The following is a 21,027-nucleotide window of genomic DNA, read 5'->3' as shown; positions in this document are numbered from 1 at the left end:
GCGTTAGTCAAGCTGGATACCATGTCGTCTTAATAGCCACATGATGGACTCACGAAGCACATCAGGATCGACAACCGCAGCCATCGCGCAAACACGAAAGCAAAATGGCGTTAATTCGTCATTTTGAATCCACGACAACACATCCTTGCGCAACCGAGTGCTGACACGACCGTCCAGCAACACACGGATCGCATCCAAAAGAATGCCTTCGCGTAACTGCCAGATTTCCGTGTCAGACCAAGTGACTGGGGCATCATCAAACTCAAATAGAAATTCGAGCTGTGATGACGTGTGTTGATGGGACTGCTTTTGTGATGAAGGAGAATGGGCAATGCGCCCATTCATTAAAGATAACCGCGTTCGGCAAGCGAAACGCAGCCCTCGGATGCGACCACGACATGGTCAAGCGTTCGAATATCAACAAGTGACAAGGCGTCACGGAGTCGATGAGTGATGCGTTTATCAGCTTCACTGGGTTCAGGATCACCCGATGGATGGTTATGAACCAGTATCACTGCTGCCGCATTAAGTTCTAGCGCTCGTTTTGTTACTTCCCTTGGATACACGCTCGCCGCATCTAAAGTGCCTTTGAATAGCTCTTCAAATCGAATAACGCGATGCTTTGTATCAAGAAACAGCACACCAAAGACTTCGTGCTCATACTCGTGCATCAGTGTTTGCAGGTATGAGAACGCCGACGATGGCTGTTCAATTTTGCGACCTTTACTCAATCGACCACGGGCAAGCTTGAGCGCCATATCTAAGATATCCGCTTCAGTCACTTGCTCAGGAACGATATAAGTACCGGCTTCTTCGCCAGCTAAGAACTTTCTGTTTTTCATAGGAGTCTCCCAAAAAAAGCGGAGACGAACCCATGCCCAGACGGGGACGGAATCGTCCCCGCAGGGTGGTAAAATTGATGTGGTTACTGAATTAACAGTTGTTGTGTTACTTCAAATAACTCACGCTTTAGATCTTTGACGTCGTTAATCACGATGCTTTGTGGAAAGAATCTCTCAACACTGCGTGTTTGAATCCCGATCCCCAGTAGCTCAAAGCCACTGCGTCTGCACCTGTCAACAATGTCATGCGTAGCAGCCCAATCATCTGGGTCACCATCCGTTAGCACTATCATTAGCTTTCGCTTCTGTTTTTGTGCTAACAAACTGTTTGCCGCAAACCACATCGCTTGTGCCATAGGCGTACAACCTCGTGGTTTTTGGTCAAAACAGGCGGCCCGATGTCGAACCGATTGCTTGGGCAATAACGCGATAGAAACTTCCTGATGAATACCAGGAAAATAACTGACCGCAGGTACAACACCCGGTATACCTTCCAATGCCATGGCCAAAGCCAAAGCGGCTTCATTGGCAACATAAAAGTACTTGCGATTACCTTCGCCAATGGGCTTACCCATTGAGCCCGATATATCGACAAGCAAGTGCACAGCAGCATTAGGCGCAATGCGCGGCTGCCTTTGAATAAACAATCTCGATTCACCTGCTTGTGAGGCAGCAAGACGATGGGTTGCAACTCGAAGACCGTGCCGTTTGGCATGATTCCGATTGTCCTGACTGGACTGAACCATTCCCCTAAGCCTGGCTCGAATTTGAGCGGACTCAGACGCCGATAAGGTCAAAATGGCCTCATCACCCAACATAGCCTGCTCTGCTTGGGGCAAACTGAGTGGAGTGACGCCCTGATGTCCTTCAGCTTGTTCCGACAACACTTCTGCCACTTGGGCAAAGGTATCGGGTTCAAACTGAGCGGCACTGGCCTCTAAGGCTTGTCGCAAATTGTCAGCTTGATCAGAGTTATCTGAATCCCCCGTTTCAGCAGCATCCCCCATTGCAGACGAGTCTGCTTCCGGGGTTTGACTGTCACTACTGTTATTGCTGTCATTACTCGCATCTTGTCCAATGTCATCACCGCCATCAGCATCAGACTCATCCTGTGGTGGACGAGATTCTTCTTCCAACATGGCAACGATGGCATCGACAAGTTTCAGCACTTCACCTGTAGATGCCAGGCTAGGCACTGCTGTCAGCATGGCGCTTAACCGGCTCATCGCTGCGGCAGGAAAGAGTTGTCTCACTCTTTCATCAACAGCTTGATACAAAGGCGTCAGCGCTTTCTGGCCCAGAAAATAGCATCTCAAGCGAAACAACAACCAGGCTTGCAAGTTAGATGCAGGCTCAGGCTGTTCAGGTACACACATTTGCTGTGTGTCCACCATGTATTCAATCACTTGCGAAATACTGCGCCGGGTTCCGGGGTAATCCTTTGCCAATTCGTTTTCAATGCGCACATCCTCAATAATATTGAGAAGTGCCTTACGGATCGGCTTAGACGACGCCTTCTTCACCATGTCAAAATTGGTATGCCGAATATGCGCCGCTTCATGAGCCAGATAACCCCAAGCTATCTGTTGATAGTGTGGGTCGTCTGGGTTTGCTGTTGGGATCACAATCCGCTCACCATCGGTAAACGCATCTTGTCCTTGAATAAGCACCTTCACACCAAACTTTTCGCCGTAAGCGGCGGCAACGATTGGCAGTGCGTTTTTTAATGGATGATTCATGGAAGTCTCCTAATCATTAGGGGGAATACTCCCTCAGCGGGAGCGTTTCCCCGCTGGGAATGTAAGTGTTTAAACCAGTGCTTTTAGCTTATCCAGGTCGTATTTTTGACCTAACCAAGCCACCAATTGAGCTGGATTCTCGTGCTGCTCAAATGACGTTTTAAGCTGATCTAAACTCATGATGTCATCCAATGTCAGACCGTACTGGTCTTGTAACTGAGTAGACACCTCGTGTTGATATTGCAGCCAGGCCCGCTCAAAAGCGGTTTGCTGCAATGCCATGTTTGGAACAAACACCATGGCCGTTACCCAAGCTCCTTGTGCGTCCGCATCTGCGATCAGCACAGGGTTCTTTGGGATCACGACACTATGTGTTGAGTACGACCGTTGTACTAACGTTCGACAACACGCCACTTCTGGTATCGATTCACTTTCAACCGCATCAGTCACACCACGAAAATGTGCTTCAAACTGCTTCAGTTGGCTGGGGTTATGGATGGTTGATTGCATAATTTCCTCTTACATAGTTCAGAGGACATGCGCCCTTTAGGGCGACATGCCCTCAAGGACGTTAAAAATAAAATGAGTTTGGTACAGTCGAACCAAGGTTTGGTCTGACGGTTGGTTGTGGTATTGCACATAAGTTATCTGGCTGAGCAGATACTGGCTGTGCGGGTTTAGGTTCAGGTTTGGGCATCAGTTGTCTGATATCCAATTGACCTTCACCGTGCATTCTCATCTTGTCTGGATCAGACAAAATTAAAATGGTCGCCATCAGTTCGTGATAGAGATTGTCTGTCACAGGGCCGGTCTTCGGCAGACGAACAAATAAATTGTCCATCGCTTCGACCATCGGCTGGACTCGATGATCCAGGAATGACAAACCATCCAACTTGTCTCTTAACCGCTTCAGAGGATTAAGGGCTCGCTGGCTGATTTGATTCTTACCTGCAACGGAACGCTCAAACAGTTCATTGGCATCACGAGCCACCTCCCTAAAGAGGGTGTGTCCCATGCCATTGACCTTGTCATCTAAGCCACCAGCTTGTTCAGCCGGTTGCATTCGATAGATGGCATAATCGAACTGAAGCCGTTGTTCCACATCTTCAATGGGTGACAGCGCACGCCGGATTGCATCTGCAAATTCCGGGTGTTTTGCAACCCAGTCAAACGTCACCTGATCATAGTTGTCCAAGAACAACTGCTTGCACTGCGCAAACTCCTGACCGATCCGGTCAAGCTCTGGAACAATCTGATCAATTCGGTCCTCAGGGACGGCATAGCCACCTAAAAACCGCACACCGACTTGCTCACACAAGCGCTGCGCTTCTTTCTTAAGCCTTTCAAAGTTCGCCAATGCCTCAGGGTCGCAAATTTTTTTACTCCCTAAGCTGGCAACATCCTTCGGTGGAAGTTGGCTGCCATTGGCTAGTCTGAAATCTTCAGGCCTTAGTTTTTTTCTACCGCTCCAGATGGAACAGTCGATGTGACAAATCAAAAGTTTGTCGAGGGTTTGAATACTCATAGTGCATCCTCATGCGAGATGGGGACGCACCACTCCCAACAGGAGCAATGGCCCCCGTTTGGGTGGTAGTAGTTGACGCGCTAATGGCAATACCACTATCAGAAATAGTAATTTTGCGAATCAGGCGACGATTGGTTGAGATCGATTTTCACAGGCATTAAGTCCAGTGCTTCAGCAATCGGGCGAACCCGCTCTAAATCACTACCTAATAGCCTCAATACATCTTTTTCCAACTTCAATTGGTCGGATACTTCTATCCCTTCAGGACTCGCTACTGTGAGCGAACACAGAGGTGGTAATTGACGCTTAAAGGCCAGTAACAGCAACAATGGCCATGGGCCATCATCCGTGTTAACAATGCCAGCGCCTTCACCTGACACCATGCTGATTTGATTGGTACTAGGTAATCTGCTTTTGCAAAACCCTAATGACCATTCTCCAATCCTGACCTGGTTATCATCAATAACAGCCAAGCCATAGGCTTCAAGCAGCTTTGCCATATCGAACAACGCTTTTTGCGCCAGCGAGATTTGGCCATTGACGTCCTTGCGAGTACGAAACTCCCAACTGACGTTATTGGCGCACGCGACGCTATCTAGCGCATTTGAGAGTTCAAATGGCCGCCCTTGATGATCAATGCCGACTTGTCCAACCAATCGATAACCCTTGTTGATTTTCTCATTGATTCGTCGGTCTGCTTCAGCGTTAGGATCAGTCGAATCAATCAATCGCTGCTGCGACAATTGACCAGCTTTTCCAAACCGAACTTCAATCTCCTGGGTGTCTGATCCAACGTAAATGGCCCATTCTTTGGCTGTCCCATCAGAATGACTGTAACGGTAAAGAGCAAAGCACTTTTCCATCATCAATCCTCCCAGTGGTCACCGAAAACATCAGCGGCAATACGGTGAATGGCTTCACGTTGCTCCAACTCAGCACGAGCCGTCAAAGACCGAACCAGTGCATACTCCACTGCGTTAGGAGCGCCTTTAAAAGCAAGTGTTAACTTTGCCCAGCGCACCAAAGTCCGAGTGGACATGGTGATACTAAGCTCTGCACCGCCATCCGTACCCCCAATAAAAAGACGACGGATGTCACCAGCCACTTTCACCATTTTTTGGCGAAAGACTTCTGGCAAGCCAGGCGCAACGTTCTCCAGAATGGCTTCCTCTACAGAAGGCTCTGCATAGGTCGCTTCGATGATTCTAAAGCGATCAAGAAAAGCCAAATTCTGTTGGAGCACACCTTGATACAAGCCCGTTTGGTCACCGCTGCCCGCACTGTTGCCGGTTGCGATAAAACGAAACTTGGTATGTGGCATGATGATCTCTCCGCCATTTTGTGCGATGACCAACGGGGCACCTTCCAAAATGTCATTGAGTCCAGCCAGTTCAGCAGGCTCAGCAAGATCCATTTCATTAATGATCAGCAAATGGCCATGCTTTACAGCCAGTGCTAACGGTCCATACACAAAGGTCATGTTGCCATTAACCAGCGTGTGGTGACCAATAAGATCGGACAACTCCAATCGACCATGTGCAGTAATTTGCTGAACAGGCCAATTCAATCGAGAAGCAACTTGGCAAATTAGCGAGGTCTTACCGCATCCCGTGGGGCCTGTAATATACAAACCGTCACCGTCGGGGTTAGACAAGAACGCCAATACGTCACGTAAGTCTTCTTTTCTAAAAACATACTCGTCCTTGCGAACGGGAATGTTTGGATGGGTAGTGTCGGCACCAAATCCTTCCAGAACGAAAGCATCAGGAGCCGGAACATTAAACGCTTGATTCACTTGAACCAAAAATGGGGATTGTTCAGTCATGGTAAACCTCATCTGTTTTGACGAGGCCCCATGCCCCAACAGGGACTGAAGTCCCCGTCGGGTGGAGTGTTGATTGTGGTATGGCTGTGTATGTAAGAGTTCAGCTCGCTCTATCATTCGTACCCAGCATTGGCTACGAGTGAAACTGCTTTCTGATGCACTCGATATAAGCGCATGAGAAAGGAGCCGAAATCGGCTCCAAGTGAACGTTAAAAGTAAAATGAGCTCGGCGAGTCACCTGGCAGAACCAAGTTTTCTTGCTCAAGACTGATTTTGATTGGTGTTTCAACGGGCTGCTCTGGCTTATTGGTGCTAATGCGCAACCGCTCTTGTGGCGCTTTTCGGTAAGCGGCTAAAACCTGTTCATCCAGCTCGCCTAATTTATCGGTGGCCAATTGCTTATAGTCCACCGTACCTGCCATCATGTAGCGGCTGAGTTTGACCCCAGCATAGTCGGCATGAGCGTAGTTACCCATCATAGCGACCAATTTCGACTGAGCTTCTCGCATTTCCTCTTTCAAAGATTTAATGTGATTTTCCAGTCGAACCACTTCGGCATGTGCTGAGCAATACTGCCGAGACAGCGATGTCCAGCGGTATTGGGCTTCACCCTTGGGAACAAAACAATCTTGCTCAGGGCATTTTGACGGTTCTTTTTTAGTTTGAACTAACTCCCAAAACTGAAGCGCTGTTTCTTGCAATTCAGTTAAGAACGCAGCGTCTCGTTGTATTTCAAACTCAATCAGTTGATCCTCAAAATAGAATACCAACCAACCACGCGTGCTATTGGCGACCAGTATTTGATGCTGTACTTGCACCCAATACAACTGGTACGCCTCGCTTTGTTCTCGGTGAGCTTGCACATCCTCAAAAACTGACTGGCAAGGACATTTCAGTTCAACGGGTTCGCCCGCATCGTTGATGCCATCAAAGCTGGCTCGAAAGATTGCGTTATGATCGGCTTCTGCACATAACGGCAGAAGAAAGTCATTATGCGCATTCTCAAATGCTCGCCTTGCTTGAGGCTCCAACCGAATACCGCGAAGCACATTAGGATTATTCGACAGGTCTTCCGGTAATACGAATCCGGTTTTTTCTGCCCATAATCGCCAAGGTGTTTTGTAGGGTGAACGCCCCATAATAATTGGGGCTTCAGATGCCGTAACCCCTGCAATGCGCCACTGGTGCCATGCAGGAGTACGCTGTGATAGGTCGATAACCTTCATATTGCCTCCTTTGAGGGGAGACTCCCCCGAAGGAGAGAACTCCCCTTCAGGGTTAAGTGGTTACTTTGCAGCTTGTGCTAACGCTGTTTGGTGCTGAACAACACTTGCTTGAACCGAATCAATTGCCGCTTTACCGGCTTGAATCGAACCTACGACAAGGGCAACAACCAATACCAAGCGAAAAAGTGAGGCTGATTTAGTCATGGAAGATCTCCAAAAAAAAAGACGAGACCTTCCCCCTGACGGGAGAATAATCCCGCCAGGGTTCGTAAAATGAATGCGTGGCGCTAAGAACCTAAAGGCTGTGTGAGCGCTTTGGCTGCTTGTTGCTGTGCATTAAATATTTCTTGTTTCGCAAACGTCAGTTCAACACCTTGAAAATGTTCATTGGCATATTCCAATGCACTATTCCAAGCGTTTGAAGCTTCCGCCCGCTCGATAAGCTTGTAAACAAGCCCTCGGGTTCGATCATCAACTTGCTCGGGTGGAATCAACGATGGCTCAACAACGTGTGTTGCTTGGCCTTCGATAATTCGCTCCGCTTCGTCTTGATCGAAAATTCCCACAAAGCCAAACGCAATGCGGGAACACTGGATCATGGATTTATGTCTTAGCATTCGCTTAGTGTGCGTCTGCCATGGACCATCTACACGGTAAGGGCCATTTTTGCCGTTACCCTCAAAAGGCGGTCGATAGACTTCATCCAGATACTCAGTGATTTTGACTGGGTGCGAACGGTCCCGCCGATAGATAATGCATTCCATCCATTCAGGGCATTCTTTCGCGCCATCCAGTGAGACTTTGGTTTCTGAAGTCTTGAACTCCATGCCATCAAACTGGTCGTGTTGATTGATGATGCGAGACCATCCATCGACACCTACCACTGGAATAATTCCAGCTTGTTTATCAGGGAACGCAAAAATCTCTTTGGTGAAAGGGTTCAAGCCGTACTGATCTGCAACCACCAAGAGCGCCATCATCTGCTCATTGGTCGGTGCACTACCGTCACGTTGCTTGAATGCTGTTGCTTTTAGGGTATCGAACAACTTGTTTGGATCGACACTAAAGCGCTCAGCAAAGCGTTGGATTAGCTTTGGTTTTTCCATTGTGGACTCCGACAATCAAAGTGGGAGTCTGACCCTGACGGGAAAGTACTCCCGGCTGGGTTAAAGCGTTTTCGCTCGGTTAAAAATCTGGTTCAGGATAAGTTTGTGCCCAATTAGTTTGGGAGCCTGCATCATCCGCCGATGATGGCTCAGATGCTCTGTTCACACTATCAAGAAGCAGAAACTCGTCCGCGTCCACTTCGGTCAATCGATGCTTAGTGCCATCTTTCTCCCATGATCGCGTGCGCTGAGGCCCTTGAACAAAAAGCTTCGCTCCTTTTTGGATTAAATCTTTTGCCCTTAGCCCTAACTTAAATCCACCACGATCTCGAAAAACGACCCGATGCCATTCCGTATGCTCTTTGAGCTCATTGGATTGCCGGTCGCGCCATTTCTCAGAAGTGGCCAGCGAAATGCTGGTCACCAAATCACCTGATGGATAGGCTCGCGTCTCTGGCTCAGAGCCAACGTAGCCTATGAGTGTTACTTGGTTTTTCATGATGTTCTCCTTGTCTTAGTTGAACTCTGTGCACACAGTCGCTTCTGCCCGGCTGGGCAAAGAAGACTGACGACGCAGATAGGTTGGTATTTCGAGTAAAGCCATGTCGTACGGATGTGGCTCTTTGTAAAACGCAGATGTCAAACGGGGCATACCAGGAGCTTTAGGCACTGCCATTGGACGACGTTTTAGTGTTGGTGTGAGCAATCGCTTAATTTGAATAAGTACAAATCGAAACGGACGCACGCTTTGACGAGCAAGCAATCGCAAAAGCGACCAGCTCAGTTTTGCAAGCAACATAATGCCTGCGATTTGGATAATAAATCCGAAGATATATTCCATTGGTGACTCCTTATGTTGGTTTTGAAGGAGTCACCCCCAACTGGGGAAAACTCCCCCAGTTGGGTGGTGAAAAGGCGAACCGTAAGGAACGCATGGTTGAGCATGTAAACATGCAGGCTATTTGTTTAAGGAGGCTAGCTACCTCTTAGTACCACTGAGAATACTCAGCGGCGGGCTTCCTTTGAGCTCATGCTCTCAGGCGCAGATATTACTGAAACAGATCAGCAATATTTGATAGTCAGTGTAACCGTCTTATCCAGACAGGATAGTTAGAAAGATGCTCAATTCTTCCACCTAGCTGAAAGGCCATTACCTCACAGAGGATTAGGCTAGGGACTGATTATTGTCATATCAGGAGCAAACTTATGGCCCAAGCAAAACCCAATTACTCAAAACCCATCTTTGAACAATCATTCACAATTAACAGCTTACAGGCACAACGTGTCGTTGACCGTGTTTTTAGACGGACGGTCAGTGCGCTTTACGGAATCGATGTCATCCTGCGCATCATTGGCGATGAGAACGAAATTGATGAAGTGGAACAGATCATTAGCCAGTTGATCGAGGATTGCGCTAAAGCGGTAGACAGCGAACAAGCTCGTTTGGACAAACTGATGGAGTCCAACGGCATCGATGAAGTACCTGACTACACCGACCCGATTACCTTCAACGCAAAAATAAGCTCGCCTCAGGTTGGCCAGTTTGTTGGCTTAGTGCGCAAACTCGATGCATTGATGATCTCAATGGACACCCTCTGGTTATCTAGCGTGCTTAGCAACAAGCAACGTGTTGATGGCAACTACGCATGGCAACAGCGCATCATCAAACTTGCTCGGCGCATTATTGATATCGAAATTCGTGCACGAAAATCAGCCCAAGCTAAGGGTAAAGAAGCAGAAGTTGAGCAAGCGGTGCCTTCAACCGATGACGATATCACTGAAGAGGAAACAGATACCCCCTCCAACTAGCCAGCTAGGCTCCCATCACACTGCCCCTCTTGAAGGGGCTCTTCATCTTGCTGTATTTTCTATCAAAATCATTAAAATGAATTTAACTGTCATTTTTGGCCAATTTACATGAATAGAACTAATTTTCTCGTTACCTTCTTAATAGCGTTGTTCGCTATCCCTGCATTTGCAGAACACCCAACATCGTTCAGCCAGGCAAAACGATTTGCCCGAGAAATTTACCAAGACAACCAGAGTACGTTTTACTGTGGATGTAGCTATAACAATGATGGTGCGATTGATGCTGCATCTTGCGGATATGAACCAAGGAAGCAACCGAAACGAGGAGAACGCTTAGAGTGGGAGCACGTTGTCTCAGCTTGGGAAATTGGCCATCAACGCCAATGCTGGCAAAATGGTGGTCGTCGGAACTGTGAAAAGAATGATGCTGAGTTTTCTAAAATGGTGTCGGATCTCCATAACCTTGTACCATCTGTAGGAGAACTCAATGGGGATAGATCAAATTTTCGATTTGGCATGATTCCGAATGAACCAAGATCCTATGGTCAATGTGATTTCGAAGTTGATTTCAAAGACCGTCGAGCAGAACCACCAGCTAACCGTCAGGGTGATATTGCTAGAATTTATTTCTACATGCGAGATCAATACGGCCTAAGACTCAGTAGGCAACAAACTCAGCTATTTGAAGCTTGGTCAAGAATGGACCCTGTTGACGAATGGGAAAAAGTGCGTGATTTTAAGATTAAAACTATTCAAGGTAACTCTAACTGCCATGTGTCAAATAGCTGTTAATTGAAACTAGCTGAGACAAACTTGTTGGACAAGGTTCTTTTAGCGAAAATCAGATTAACATTACTAAAATTAATCTGATAGTCGGCAACTGCCAAAGTGGACGTTCGGATCTGACTCGCTTTTGAACCATCATCAGCTTTGTCGAATTAAGTCGAATTTTCAATCAATCGTAATTCCCCCAAATTTCTCTCGTATAGCGTCGTTAATATCTATGCATTTAATAAATTGTCAGAAAGGAACCCTAAGTCACTTTGGAAAGTACCCGTTTATCGAAATTAGCGTAATAGCCTATTGATTCGCACACCACTAATAGTTCACGCCACTCATCGCTTTGGAACAAATGCGCCATAGAAAGTTAATCTTATTCGTATTGTTAAGCATCTATTTGGCGCTAATTTGGCTGGTAAATTAATCTCTGTTTTGCCATTCTTCAACGATTGGCTGCCAGTTTACTTCACGAGGCTCACCTGTGGAGTTAGACCATACGTCCCAAAAGTCAGGATCATCAGACTGAGGCCTTTGCTCTTCACTAAGTTCTTTCATTCGAACTAACACCGGTAGTTCTGAAGCCCATCCGAGTAAAATTGCATGTCGAGATGGTAGCGATGGTAGCTCTCTTAATAGTCCCCTCATGTTATCGGGAACAAGCCTATGAACTTGTTCTTGGTCTCTATCATTGCTAATTCTGTGCAGTAAAAAAGTATTACATTGAGAAAGAACAGTAGGAGATAACTCAGAAGGTCGTTGGGATGATACTACTAGTCCCAAACCAAATTTACGCCCTTCGCGAGCGATTTTTTCAAATACTTTGCAGCACACATCAGAAACTGATTGACTCTCACTTTCTTCTTTGTATCGTTTGATAAATGTATGAGCTTCCTCTGCAACCATTACTGTTGGTAATGGTTTTCCATTCATCTTCCGATATCGTTGAAGAGCTTCAAAAGTCACTCTAGAGATTACTGCTGTTACAAGATGGATAATTTCATTGGGAACTAGTGATAGGTCGATAACAGTGATAGCACCATGAGTATCCTTCCCAAGAAAAGTATCTAGCCAATCAGTTAAACTTATTGGTTCCTCAGAATCTTTAGTAACTGCACTAATTCGGGTGTCACCTAGCATTGTGCGAATTCGAGTCAAAAGAAATTCCATGAACTGCTCAGTTCCCGTTTCTTGTGCTAAAGCTTCGAGATAGGCGACGAAGTCATCACCTTCAAAGCGAATAGGCGTATCTTCACTTTTCGGGAGAAGTTCTTGTTCATCACCACCAAGTGCAACATGAGCTTCTTTTAACTCAGAAATCAACTTATCAGTATCACTGACTTCAGGCTTAGCAGGCCACTGTGCTCCTCTTCTGGAAGATAGGTAAGTATTTATCGTGCTTATTACACTATTGAAAGGTTGGTTGTGGATTTTTTCGTTTAATGTTATGAGGCTAGTTTCCCATGACGTTAAACTTTCAACTAAGCCTTTGGCATGACCACCATTCACATATATCTGCCCTTGACTTGCTAGTTGCCTTATTGAAACTAAAAGTATTCCGCAAAAATGTTTTGCTTGAATTGTCACATCATCTTCTGACAACACATCATTTCTCATCGCCCTCAAAGCTCGTCGTAGTAATGGGAGTTGAACTTTTGAACTTGCCTGAGTGAACGCCCCCCATTCTGAACTGTTCCATAGCCATGATGGTACTTTAAGTTCTAACTCACCATAATCAGAGTTAGCCTCTACGCGCAATAAATTCCCCTTATATTTTGACTTTGGACCAAATGCTCGGCTGTACTCCCCGTTAGGATCAAGTATTATAAATCGAGCGTTCGGAGTTTGGCCCTGTTGTAAAACTGCGTCCAGTGACCATTGAATTAGTCCCGCCACAGAGCAAGATTTACCACTACCTGTGTTGCCTAAAACAGCTATATGTCGCCCAAAAAGCTTATCGGGGTCGATTTTTATTTCTGCATTGTTAGCTAGAGGACTATCTCCTATTTTAACCCTTCTGTTTTCACCTGATTCGATTATTGAGTTTAATTGTTGGTCAGTAGGTAAAAGCACTGAATCACCAACTGAAGGAAATGCATCTGTTCCTCTGGTGAATTTGAAACCATCGTTTTTTCTATCGCTTCTCAATGTACCAACGGGGTTGATACTGAGCTTTTTTAGAGGAAAAGGTAAGTCTATCAAGCCAAAATCTTGCAAGCCTCTTCTTTTGGGGTATGGCGAGTGTTCTACTGCGATCCACTCAACTTGACCAACTAGAAATCCATCATCACTGTTTATAAGCACATAACTGTTGATTCGAGGAAAGTTGCGAGGTGAGCCTCCTTGAAGAGAGACTGAGTCTGGGGAATCAATTTCTAAGGAAACTCTAATTTCACTAGGCGATACAAAACCAACGGTTCCGATTCGTAACTGTTCCAGTCTTTCTATAGGCAAGTAACTCATGATGTTACCTCGGTGGTAGTTGCATTACCTGAGTGTTCTGACTGGATAAAGCCTCGCTGTTTTAGTAATTCGGCCATCTTTATTGATGCTTTATCTATGGCTGGTTTAGGTAGATAGTTATCAACCAAAGTTTTTAGATCCCCCAAATGGTCACCCATTAGTAAAGTGATTTGAGCTTTTCTTCCACTTTTACCAATGAAGTTCATAATTCTTTCTAGCGGATCTCCGAAAGCAATGATGACTAGATGGGTAGATGGAACGGTAAGCATATCTTCAATTACTCTGTTTATATGCTCATCACCAAAGCTATAGCCATACGTGACTAATGTACTGTTTGGACGGCTAGTCGCTGCTGCTAAGTCTCTAAATAACTCTACATAGGGGTACTCAGCGGTTTCTCTATCTTTGACTGAATTAGGGTAAATCATAAGTTGTTCATAACTATCGCTTTCGTGCCCCTCTGCTTCTAGAAACGGTTCAACAGAGCGAGCTCCAAAAGGTAGGCCAAAGCGCCTAATCGCACCATCTTGTTCGTGCCAATCTAGAGAACCGTGAAGTTTGGTAAAACGTGCCACTCCTTCCAAATATCTTGGTTCACCACGTATTCCCGGAGGGTTATAGTGATAATCAACTTCTAATCTTGAGGATCTAAAAACGGGAGCAATACTTCCAACAAAACGGTCTATGAGTCTTAAACCAGCAAGTTCAGCACCAACCTCGATAATTCGGTCATAGTTCGTTGTAAAAATATGCAATCTGTCGCGTGTAGCGGTTCTACTTGCAAAGCTCATTAAGAAACTCACAAGATAATTGAAAGTTTCCTCTTTTCGTTTTTTTTCAGCACTTTTAATTAAGTGTTCTCCTGTACTGACAGATTTTGAAAACTCACCTAGACATCGAGACAATTCCCCCTTAATTGCAGCTAAATCAGCTTTTAGGTCTCTATAGGCTGCATATGGAGCCGGGGGGTTTTCAGGTTGCGGGCTATCCAACACTGTTAAAATTTCAAGACCTTTGATAAGTTCATTAATAGCTCTAATTTGATCTTCTATATTTCCTTGTGCGCGACCAGCCGATTTGGCAGCTTTTGTAGCGAATTCATTTATTTCGCTTTGACAGACCGCTAGATCACTGATCCACCCCATTCCAACGGGTGGCACGCCTGTAGCCGACATTTGAATAGACGTACTTAAACCCGCACCGATCAATAGATTTAAATGTTCGGATTGAAAAAGTGCTGTTAACCAAGGCTCAATATTTTGGCGTAATTTCTCTATTGATATTTTAGAACCCTGTTCTCCCCATGAAGTATTCGTTGATAGGATAAAAGGATAAGAATCACTTTGCTCATTGGAGTTTGGTGTTAGCTCAATAATATCAGGAACACTGCCAACTTTAATTTGCTGAATAGTCATAAATACACTTCTCATATTTGTGTGAAAGATATAGCGTTGGGGACACAAACGTCTGCCATGAATATTTACAACTTAATCCGTTGGCATTGAATCATCCGTCACAACTATCTGAAATCCTTAGTACATCTTCAATCTCGACACCAAGGTGTTCAATCGTGCTTTCGAGCTTAGCATGACATTTTACAATACAGAACGTTTGCATACATATTTGAGGTATCCAAGCCCAAATATGTATGAATTAAAAATGAAGATATTGAGAAAAGTGGCTTAGCTGGGTTGGTCGATTTTGGTTGGCCACGTCAGTTCCTCGCTCATAGCTATCTGTCCGATGTCCAACTCTATTTATCGAAACTACTACAAACACATTTTTGCAAATTTGTCGCAGTTACATAAATGCATATTGATTATTTTTTCTGCTCCATTAGTCCTGCAAAACGGGGCTAACGGAGCAATTTATTCTAATTGTTCCCCGAGACTTCTTCCGTTGCCTCCTGGCGAAGTTTCTGGGCATCCATTCCGTTTAGCCGTTCAATGGCTCTATCTGCGGCACTCTGACGATTTCCATCAACGTTTAGCGTACTTCCTGAGCCTGTGAGTCGTTCCAGATCCAGTGACGGTACTTCGGGTAGGTTGCCTGTTATCGACAAGATACCTATCCATTCATCGAGATTGACTTGGCTCCAATCTACCTGGTTTAACTGACTCGCGGTCAAACCTTCACAGTTTGGTGACTTGGCACTGCCCCAACCAAGGCCCAATTGAGGGCGTACTTGTTCTTGAATGATCCGTGAAAGTGGCGAAGTAAAACAGCAATATGACTGCCGTTTTTCAACACAGGCACCTAAGAACTTAGACTTGCAGTAAGAGCCTACATAGTGGCAACTCTTCAATACCCGCTTGGCGTTCATTTCAAACTCGCTCTGCTCACATTTCCAGATAAGCTGAATGAGGATCATAGTGACTGAATAAATCATGTAGGCCGTCATAACCGTACTCAGAACCGCGCCCGCAGCGCCCCCCAGGGCAAAGTTACCACCCGAAACGACACCATCGGCTCCAACCGCACCACCAACGTTACTAAACAGTGCCGATTGCGCCCCCGAACCAAACGTAGAGCCTACCCACTCAGCCGTTTTGTTGGTCAACACCTGCATAAAGCCAGTCGCAGCTTGCTCCGCTCCCGCGCCAGCAGCCGTTGATGGCCCAGCCCCCATGAGAGAGTCCCATGCAGACACAAAAGGCTCTTTAACCGCACTCCAGGTACTGGTGATTGGTTCCCTGAGCGTATTCCACGAACCATAGATTGCCGAAGACGGATTCATGGCCATGACTGCCGTATCAAGCTTGTTGACCGCAACTATCATCGTGATGTAATCCGATAGCGACACGCCACTTGGCTTTTCACAGCAATCCACTATGCCGCCAACGGCTTTTTTGCACTGGCCAGCATTACCTTTAAAGACCGTACACTCGACGTTATCTTGGCCATCAGCTCCTGTGCATGACATATCATTGGTCATAAACTGCGCCGCATTAAGCATCGCAGCGGCCTCTGCAAAGTTAGCCTGCTTGATTGACTCTGGCTCTAAACAATCTGTGCCCATACAGCGAACTGGCCCCTCACAGTTGTATTGAGTTTCCATTCGAGCGTTTTGCACTTCAACGCTTTGTCCGCAGTCATACACCAAACTTTGGATATAACAGAAGCCTTCATGACCAGCCCCGCCCTCAGTACATTCGGTTCTGACGTACTGGCAGGCCGGATTTTGCTCTAGCGCGGCACACGTATTGGTGGTCGTGTTTTGTCCGTTATTGACGATGGTTTGTGTATTACCATTGGCATCTACCCAGCTATCTGAGCTGCCCATGTTGAACTCTGGGTGAGCAGTCGAGGCATTATAGGTCGCTTTTGCCCTCCAGCATGAGAGCCCCAGTCCATCAGAGCTGCCACGACTGGTTAAATGAGCAGGAGACGAAACAACAGCCGGATAAAGACTTCCAAGCTTCGCCAACTCGCTACTACCAACCGTTAACCCGTCGATTCGTTTTGTGCCCGTATCCAAACACTGCCACTGCACCGCAGTAAACTGATCCGTTTGCATCAAGCATTGGTCTATGCCCGGATCACTTGATTGATGAACAACGTCTTGCTCTAAGTACTTGCCGGAGAAGGTCAAGGAAGCACTCAGTTTCGCAGGAGCCAAACACTTCTGAACTTCTCGGCTGCAAGTGTCGAAATCGACTTTGTTCCAGCCGGAATCGCATCTGGAACGAGTGACCTCCTGGGGTTCATGCCACGAAATAATCGAACCATTGACGACTTTACACAATGAGCCAACCAAGGTTCCTTTTGGACAGGTCATTTCAGGGTATTTAATGGACGGTTTCGTCTCAGTCACCGTCTCCTTATTGCCCGTCAATGAGAGTGTCGTTTTCCAGCCATTTGCCTTGGATGGCGACTCGGTGATTTTTATCTCAGTATTTTGATTATCAAAAATCCTCAGCGTAGCGTTTCCAGTTTGCATAGTACTGCTGTGCTGTGGAACAAAACTGAGCGTTTCGGAGCTAAAGCAACCACGCTCAATGGACCAGCTTTGTTGATGGGTTTCAGCGGATACACGTCGCTCTAACTGACACTGAGTAAGCGTGCTGATCTTCTCGCACACCTGGTAATCGGGTACATGCTTGGTTTCAGTAAATGGCGTGATCGTCTGAGTAGGCTCACAGGCTTCAAAACTACTCGGCATAAGATTGGATACCACACACTTTGGATCGCTGGTTTGCAATCCACAGTCATAGGTATCGGTAAAACGAGTGCATTCACCTTTATCATTGGTCTCGGCACATTCTGACGACATGAATCCACAGGAAGGATTCGCTTCAAGCACTTGGCAGGCCTGATTTTCAATCCCTTTATAGCTTTCATCATCCACACTCACTTGCACACGACGACACAAAGGCGATATGCCAGCCACTGGGCTTGGGGCAAAATAGGACTCACAAACTGAAACACCATTGACCACCGTACATCCGTTGGTTGAAGAAGGCTGATCCGTGCATTGAATGCTGTAGTCTGAAAACTTCGTCGGGATATCCGCTGCTTGTTCGATACAGGATTGTGGCGACCAACTATCATTCATCACCACCTTGGTTGGATCAAAGCGCACCTTGATGCGTGCATACCCCTCACCACTACCCGTAACCGATACGCGAATTTTTACCGGCACTTCTAAACCGGGTTCTACCGCTTTTAGCCTGGCAGTGAGATCGGTATTTGGATTGCGCTCCCAACTGGTACTGAGCTCGCAGCGACCTGACGTTTCTGGTGGAAAGTTATTGTTCGGCCCAGACCAGACTTTCTGATCGCCAAGCCAAACTTGCATGTAGTCATCCCATTTAGCGTACTCAAGAACGGCTGAGGTAATCGCATCGGGGTTCACGACTTTGAGTGTGATGGCCTGTTCAAACACTTTACAACGGCCACTCCAGTAGTTGTCGCCAATTCGTCCAATCCAAACTTCAAGACACCCCTCACCACAAGAGCGAAGGTTCATCGGTCCAGAAACATGCTCAATAATGCCTGCCGTGTAATCGTGAGTAATAGTGCAGCTGTTAACCGCTGTATTGAGCCTGTCACATTGCTGGTAATTTGGGCTGCCTTCACCTTGAGACTCACAGCCGGGGAAGCTTTGGGTTAATAGATTGGGGTCAGTTTGAACCGCATCAGTTAATGCCCAAAGCGGATCATTGACCATATCTGGCCGAGACCTGTCTTTGATTTGCTGTAGCGAACGAAATGCTTCACCCGTAGCGCCACTTTCGGATGCCATGCTCTCTTGGCGCTGTGTCCCCAATTGATTCATGCTGGCATCAGAGCCATAAACGCCCGTTAAGACATCCAATGAGCCCTGATCCATACCAGGGAAAAGCTCTTGCAAGTTAATGGACTCATTACCACTGCCATTCGGCACCGACAATGTATTGCCATTGAGTGCGGGCATCGTCCAGTTTTGCAGCAATTGCTTACCTTCTTGTTGTCCGCTTAGGCCGGATTGGCGCTGCACATCAGCGGCCACACCATGTAAGGGCAGGCACGCCATAGTGATTGATAAAATACCCGCTAAAACTCGGGTAAAAAGTGTTGGTTTCATGGTTAACCTCCCGAGTTACAGCAGTCTTGCCAGCGCCACAAAATGTAGAGCGCATCTTCACCGGCACCGGGGATCGTTCGCCACTCTCCCCATTTCATGGTGCTTTCACCGATGACATGCGCACTTTCAGTTTCCGGTACTGGGAAGAACATACTCATCTTGTATTGGGATTTCGGCAGCATGGGTTCGATAACAGGTCGGCATAGCGCACTGTTCCCCATTGTTCGCCTAGCAAGACCACGCCTGTGTTGAGCCGCGATTGCACGCGCCGCTAAATGGCTGGTGTTTTCTGCTAATGAGCCAAAGGCTAAGGTGTGGCCAGATAACGGGTAGAGATGGCCCCAACTGCCAGCACACCAAAACAACTGGTCGATGGGTTTACCAAGCGTTGATGAAGCAGCGTCAGCGGTACAAGCAGATATAGCCAATGGATTGGCAACGGCAGCCGCTTCAGGCTGAGTAAAAAAGGCCAGTTCATCGTTCAGCCATGTTGGGTCCAATTCCGACAAATACATCAAGTCAAAGTCCATGTAACCATCGGCATTGCAATTGCCATCCATGAACAAATCGAGCATGACCAAAAGCGGAAAGGCGTAATAATGGTAATGGTAGAAAGCAAGATCACCGGTATCGTATTCACCTTCACCATGACCACCTTGCAATCGCCTATCACCTAACGGTAAACGAATCCCTCCCAGTGAAGGCGAACAACCTGGCGTTCTGACTAGTTCAATCAGACGCGCTGGCTCCCACATGCTGGTAACAATACCTGGCCTTGGCACACCTAAGTTGTCTTCACATAAGCAAAATGACTTGTTTGATGCGCCGCTTGGGACACTGCCAGAGCCAAGAGGAAGACCCGCAACTCGGATAGGAAAAATGCATGACCAGCAAACATCCGTCAGCAACTTGCCGGACAATAACCCCGCGTCTGGGCAGGTCAGTTCGGCTTTTGCAGGAATAGATGCGCCAAGGACAAACATTACAACGAGAGTCCGCAACAGACGATACGTATTATTGAGCTTTTTCATGAACAAGCTCCTTTGCTGGAATTTCTTCTATTTCAAACGCGAGTCCCTTTGCTTGAACAAACGATGGGGTGACTTGCAAATCAAAGCGCTGCTTTAGCGAGGCATTGAGAAGATAAACCGGACTGTCCAATGTCTTTTCGAGCGCATTGAGGCTATTCCAACCTTGAGCACGGTCGAGCTGCGTGGTGATAAGCGTAATGCGGCGCAGCGTCCTATCTTGGCCCTCAAGCCAATGCGCTACTGCGTCCACTTCTTCAGCGTTCGACGCATTAAACACCACGAGCTGCTGAGTAAATGGCAAGGCTTTTAGCGGGTTAATACGCGTTCCTGCTGGGATCAATGTTCGGCCATTGGCATCCAATAGTGGCCGCTTCATGACGATGGTTGGATCAACCATTCTTATCCGATACTGCGTGGCTTTGGGTAAGTCAGTGAAAGTTTGGCGAGACCAGAAACGCTCAATGGCTTTTTTCTTTAACGCGCCCAGGTCAAGCGACTGTAAACGCTGCATCGCCACTTGCATCAAATCCGGTTCTAAAATGGAATGAATCGGACCGCGTTGACCCAAAGATCCGGTATTGCCTGTTTCAATTTGACGTTGCAACCAGTCCTTGCTGTAAACCCCTAGTGCACTTGCAGTCACCTTGTCATCTTCTATGCGGAAAATGGCAGGCACGCTAGTCACCCGCCAGTGCACAAAGGCTTTCGGATCGATTCGAACCTGAGGAACAGGATCAAGTCCCGCCATCAGGGTATGCCAATCACGGATAGCCGCCCCCAAGGTCTTTCCTTCAGGAATTCCCCGAAACAACACAATAGCGCCGGTAGCACTGGCCTCTTTAAATAGCTGCATCAGTGAGGAATCCCCCAGTGAGGACGACGCAAATATCAACCATTCATCGTTGTGTTTGAGCGACTTAGGTTGTTCAATCGGTGAAAAAGGCTCGATAAATTCAGATGAACCATCCACAGCACTTTGTAAAATGCTGCGGCTCATTTCGACGATCTTTTTGTCCTCGTCAGACAACGGATAAGGCTCTTGTGCCCAGGACACTTGACTAAAAGCCAATGGCGCAACCAACAAAAATAAGAGGCATAGTCTTCTCATCTTCCACCTC

The 21,027-nt window shown here is 46.8% G+C and carries 19 protein-coding genes; 2 read left to right on the top strand and 17 right to left on the bottom strand.

Annotation, left to right across the window (positions count from 1 at the left end):
* Window positions 1-3 precede the first annotated feature (3 nt).
* From P2E05_RS03155 to P2E05_RS03100, 12 genes are all read right to left on the bottom strand, one after another.
* Complete coding sequence (locus P2E05_RS03155; RefSeq protein ID WP_024008818.1) at window positions 4-345, bottom strand: hypothetical protein; 342 nt, start codon at window positions 343-345, stop codon at window positions 4-6.
* Window positions 345-842, bottom strand: a complete 498-nt coding sequence (gene radC / locus P2E05_RS03150) for a RadC family protein (RefSeq protein ID WP_000797298.1) — start codon at window positions 840-842, stop codon at window positions 345-347. Before radC ends, P2E05_RS03155 begins: the two co-directional genes overlap by 1 nt.
* An 83-nt stretch (window positions 843-925) precedes the next feature.
* On the bottom strand, window positions 926-2,581 hold the full coding sequence (locus P2E05_RS03145; RefSeq protein WP_004249387.1) for a VWA domain-containing protein: 1,656 nt from the start codon (window positions 2,579-2,581) through the stop codon (window positions 926-928).
* Between the two features lie 69 nt (window positions 2,582-2,650).
* The gene (locus P2E05_RS03140; protein WP_004249386.1) at window positions 2,651-3,091 is read right to left on the bottom strand and encodes a hypothetical protein; all 441 of its coding nucleotides are present in this window, start codon (window positions 3,089-3,091) and stop codon (window positions 2,651-2,653) included.
* A 61-nt stretch (window positions 3,092-3,152) separates the two neighbouring features.
* The gene (locus tag P2E05_RS03135) at window positions 3,153-4,106 is read right to left on the bottom strand and encodes a DUF3150 domain-containing protein (protein ID WP_004249385.1); all 954 of its coding nucleotides are present in this window, start codon (window positions 4,104-4,106) and stop codon (window positions 3,153-3,155) included.
* A 98-nt stretch (window positions 4,107-4,204) separates the two neighbouring features.
* Window positions 4,205-4,972 (bottom strand): hypothetical protein, encoded by a 768-nt coding sequence (locus tag P2E05_RS03130; RefSeq protein WP_004249383.1) that lies wholly within the window; start codon window positions 4,970-4,972, stop codon window positions 4,205-4,207.
* Window positions 4,972-5,931 (bottom strand): AAA family ATPase, encoded by a 960-nt coding sequence (locus P2E05_RS03125; protein WP_004249382.1) that lies wholly within the window; start codon window positions 5,929-5,931, stop codon window positions 4,972-4,974. Before P2E05_RS03125 ends, P2E05_RS03130 begins: the two co-directional genes overlap by 1 nt.
* 209 nt (window positions 5,932-6,140) lie before the next feature.
* Window positions 6,141-7,157 (bottom strand): YqaJ viral recombinase family protein, encoded by a 1,017-nt coding sequence (locus P2E05_RS03120; protein ID WP_004249381.1) that lies wholly within the window; start codon window positions 7,155-7,157, stop codon window positions 6,141-6,143.
* Between the two features lie 60 nt (window positions 7,158-7,217).
* Complete coding sequence (locus P2E05_RS03115) at window positions 7,218-7,361, bottom strand: hypothetical protein (protein WP_000167275.1); 144 nt, start codon at window positions 7,359-7,361, stop codon at window positions 7,218-7,220.
* An 83-nt stretch (window positions 7,362-7,444) separates the two neighbouring features.
* Entirely contained in the window at window positions 7,445-8,263 is an 819-nt protein-coding gene (gene bet / locus P2E05_RS03110; protein ID WP_004249379.1) for a phage recombination protein Bet, read from the bottom strand.
* Window positions 8,264-8,342: 79 nt separating this feature from the next.
* Window positions 8,343-8,762 carry a single-stranded DNA-binding protein gene (locus P2E05_RS03105; protein WP_004249378.1) on the bottom strand — a complete coding sequence of 140 codons (420 nt, stop codon included), beginning with the start codon at window positions 8,760-8,762 and terminating at the stop codon, window positions 8,343-8,345.
* Window positions 8,763-8,777: 15 nt separating this feature from the next.
* Window positions 8,778-9,104, bottom strand: a complete 327-nt coding sequence (locus tag P2E05_RS03100) for a hypothetical protein (RefSeq protein ID WP_004249377.1) — start codon at window positions 9,102-9,104, stop codon at window positions 8,778-8,780.
* Window positions 9,105-9,469: 365 nt separating this feature from the next.
* Here P2E05_RS03100 and P2E05_RS03095 point away from each other — a divergent pair, with 365 nt between their 5' ends.
* Window positions 9,470-10,072 (top strand): hypothetical protein, encoded by a 603-nt coding sequence (locus P2E05_RS03095; protein ID WP_004249374.1) that lies wholly within the window; start codon window positions 9,470-9,472, stop codon window positions 10,070-10,072.
* 108 nt (window positions 10,073-10,180) lie between these two features.
* The gene (locus P2E05_RS03090; RefSeq protein WP_004249373.1) at window positions 10,181-10,864 is read left to right on the top strand and encodes an endonuclease; all 684 of its coding nucleotides are present in this window, start codon (window positions 10,181-10,183) and stop codon (window positions 10,862-10,864) included.
* Between the two features lie 408 nt (window positions 10,865-11,272).
* Here the strand turns inward: P2E05_RS03090 and P2E05_RS03085 are convergent, their stop codons facing one another.
* The 5 genes from P2E05_RS03085 to P2E05_RS03065 form a co-directional block, all read right to left on the bottom strand.
* Window positions 11,273-13,312: an ATP-binding protein gene (locus tag P2E05_RS03085; protein ID WP_004249372.1), complete on the bottom strand. Its 2,040-nt coding sequence runs from the start codon at window positions 13,310-13,312 to the stop codon at window positions 11,273-11,275.
* Entirely contained in the window at window positions 13,309-14,727 is a 1,419-nt protein-coding gene (locus P2E05_RS21605; RefSeq protein ID WP_004249371.1) for an SIR2 family protein, read from the bottom strand. The genes P2E05_RS03085 and P2E05_RS21605 overlap by 4 nt, the downstream gene beginning before the upstream one ends.
* A 458-nt stretch (window positions 14,728-15,185) precedes the next feature.
* Window positions 15,186-18,878, bottom strand: coding sequence for a conjugal transfer protein TraN (gene traN, locus P2E05_RS03075; RefSeq protein WP_004249370.1), 3,693 nt, complete (start codon window positions 18,876-18,878; stop codon window positions 15,186-15,188).
* Window positions 18,879-18,880: 2 nt separating this feature from the next.
* Window positions 18,881-19,909 carry a TraU family protein gene (locus tag P2E05_RS03070; protein WP_004249369.1) on the bottom strand — a complete coding sequence of 343 codons (1,029 nt, stop codon included), beginning with the start codon at window positions 19,907-19,909 and terminating at the stop codon, window positions 18,881-18,883.
* Window positions 19,893-21,017 carry a TrbC family F-type conjugative pilus assembly protein gene (locus P2E05_RS03065; protein ID WP_004249368.1) on the bottom strand — a complete coding sequence of 375 codons (1,125 nt, stop codon included), beginning with the start codon at window positions 21,015-21,017 and terminating at the stop codon, window positions 19,893-19,895. The genes P2E05_RS03070 and P2E05_RS03065 overlap by 17 nt, the downstream gene beginning before the upstream one ends.
* Between the last annotated feature and the right edge of the window lie 10 nt (window positions 21,018-21,027).

Source organism: Providencia stuartii (assembly GCF_029277985.1).
Lineage (GTDB): Bacteria > Pseudomonadota > Gammaproteobacteria > Enterobacterales > Enterobacteriaceae > Providencia > Providencia zhejiangensis.
Note: the sequence above shows the minus strand (reverse complement) of the source record. Positions and strands in the feature narration are given on the sequence as shown.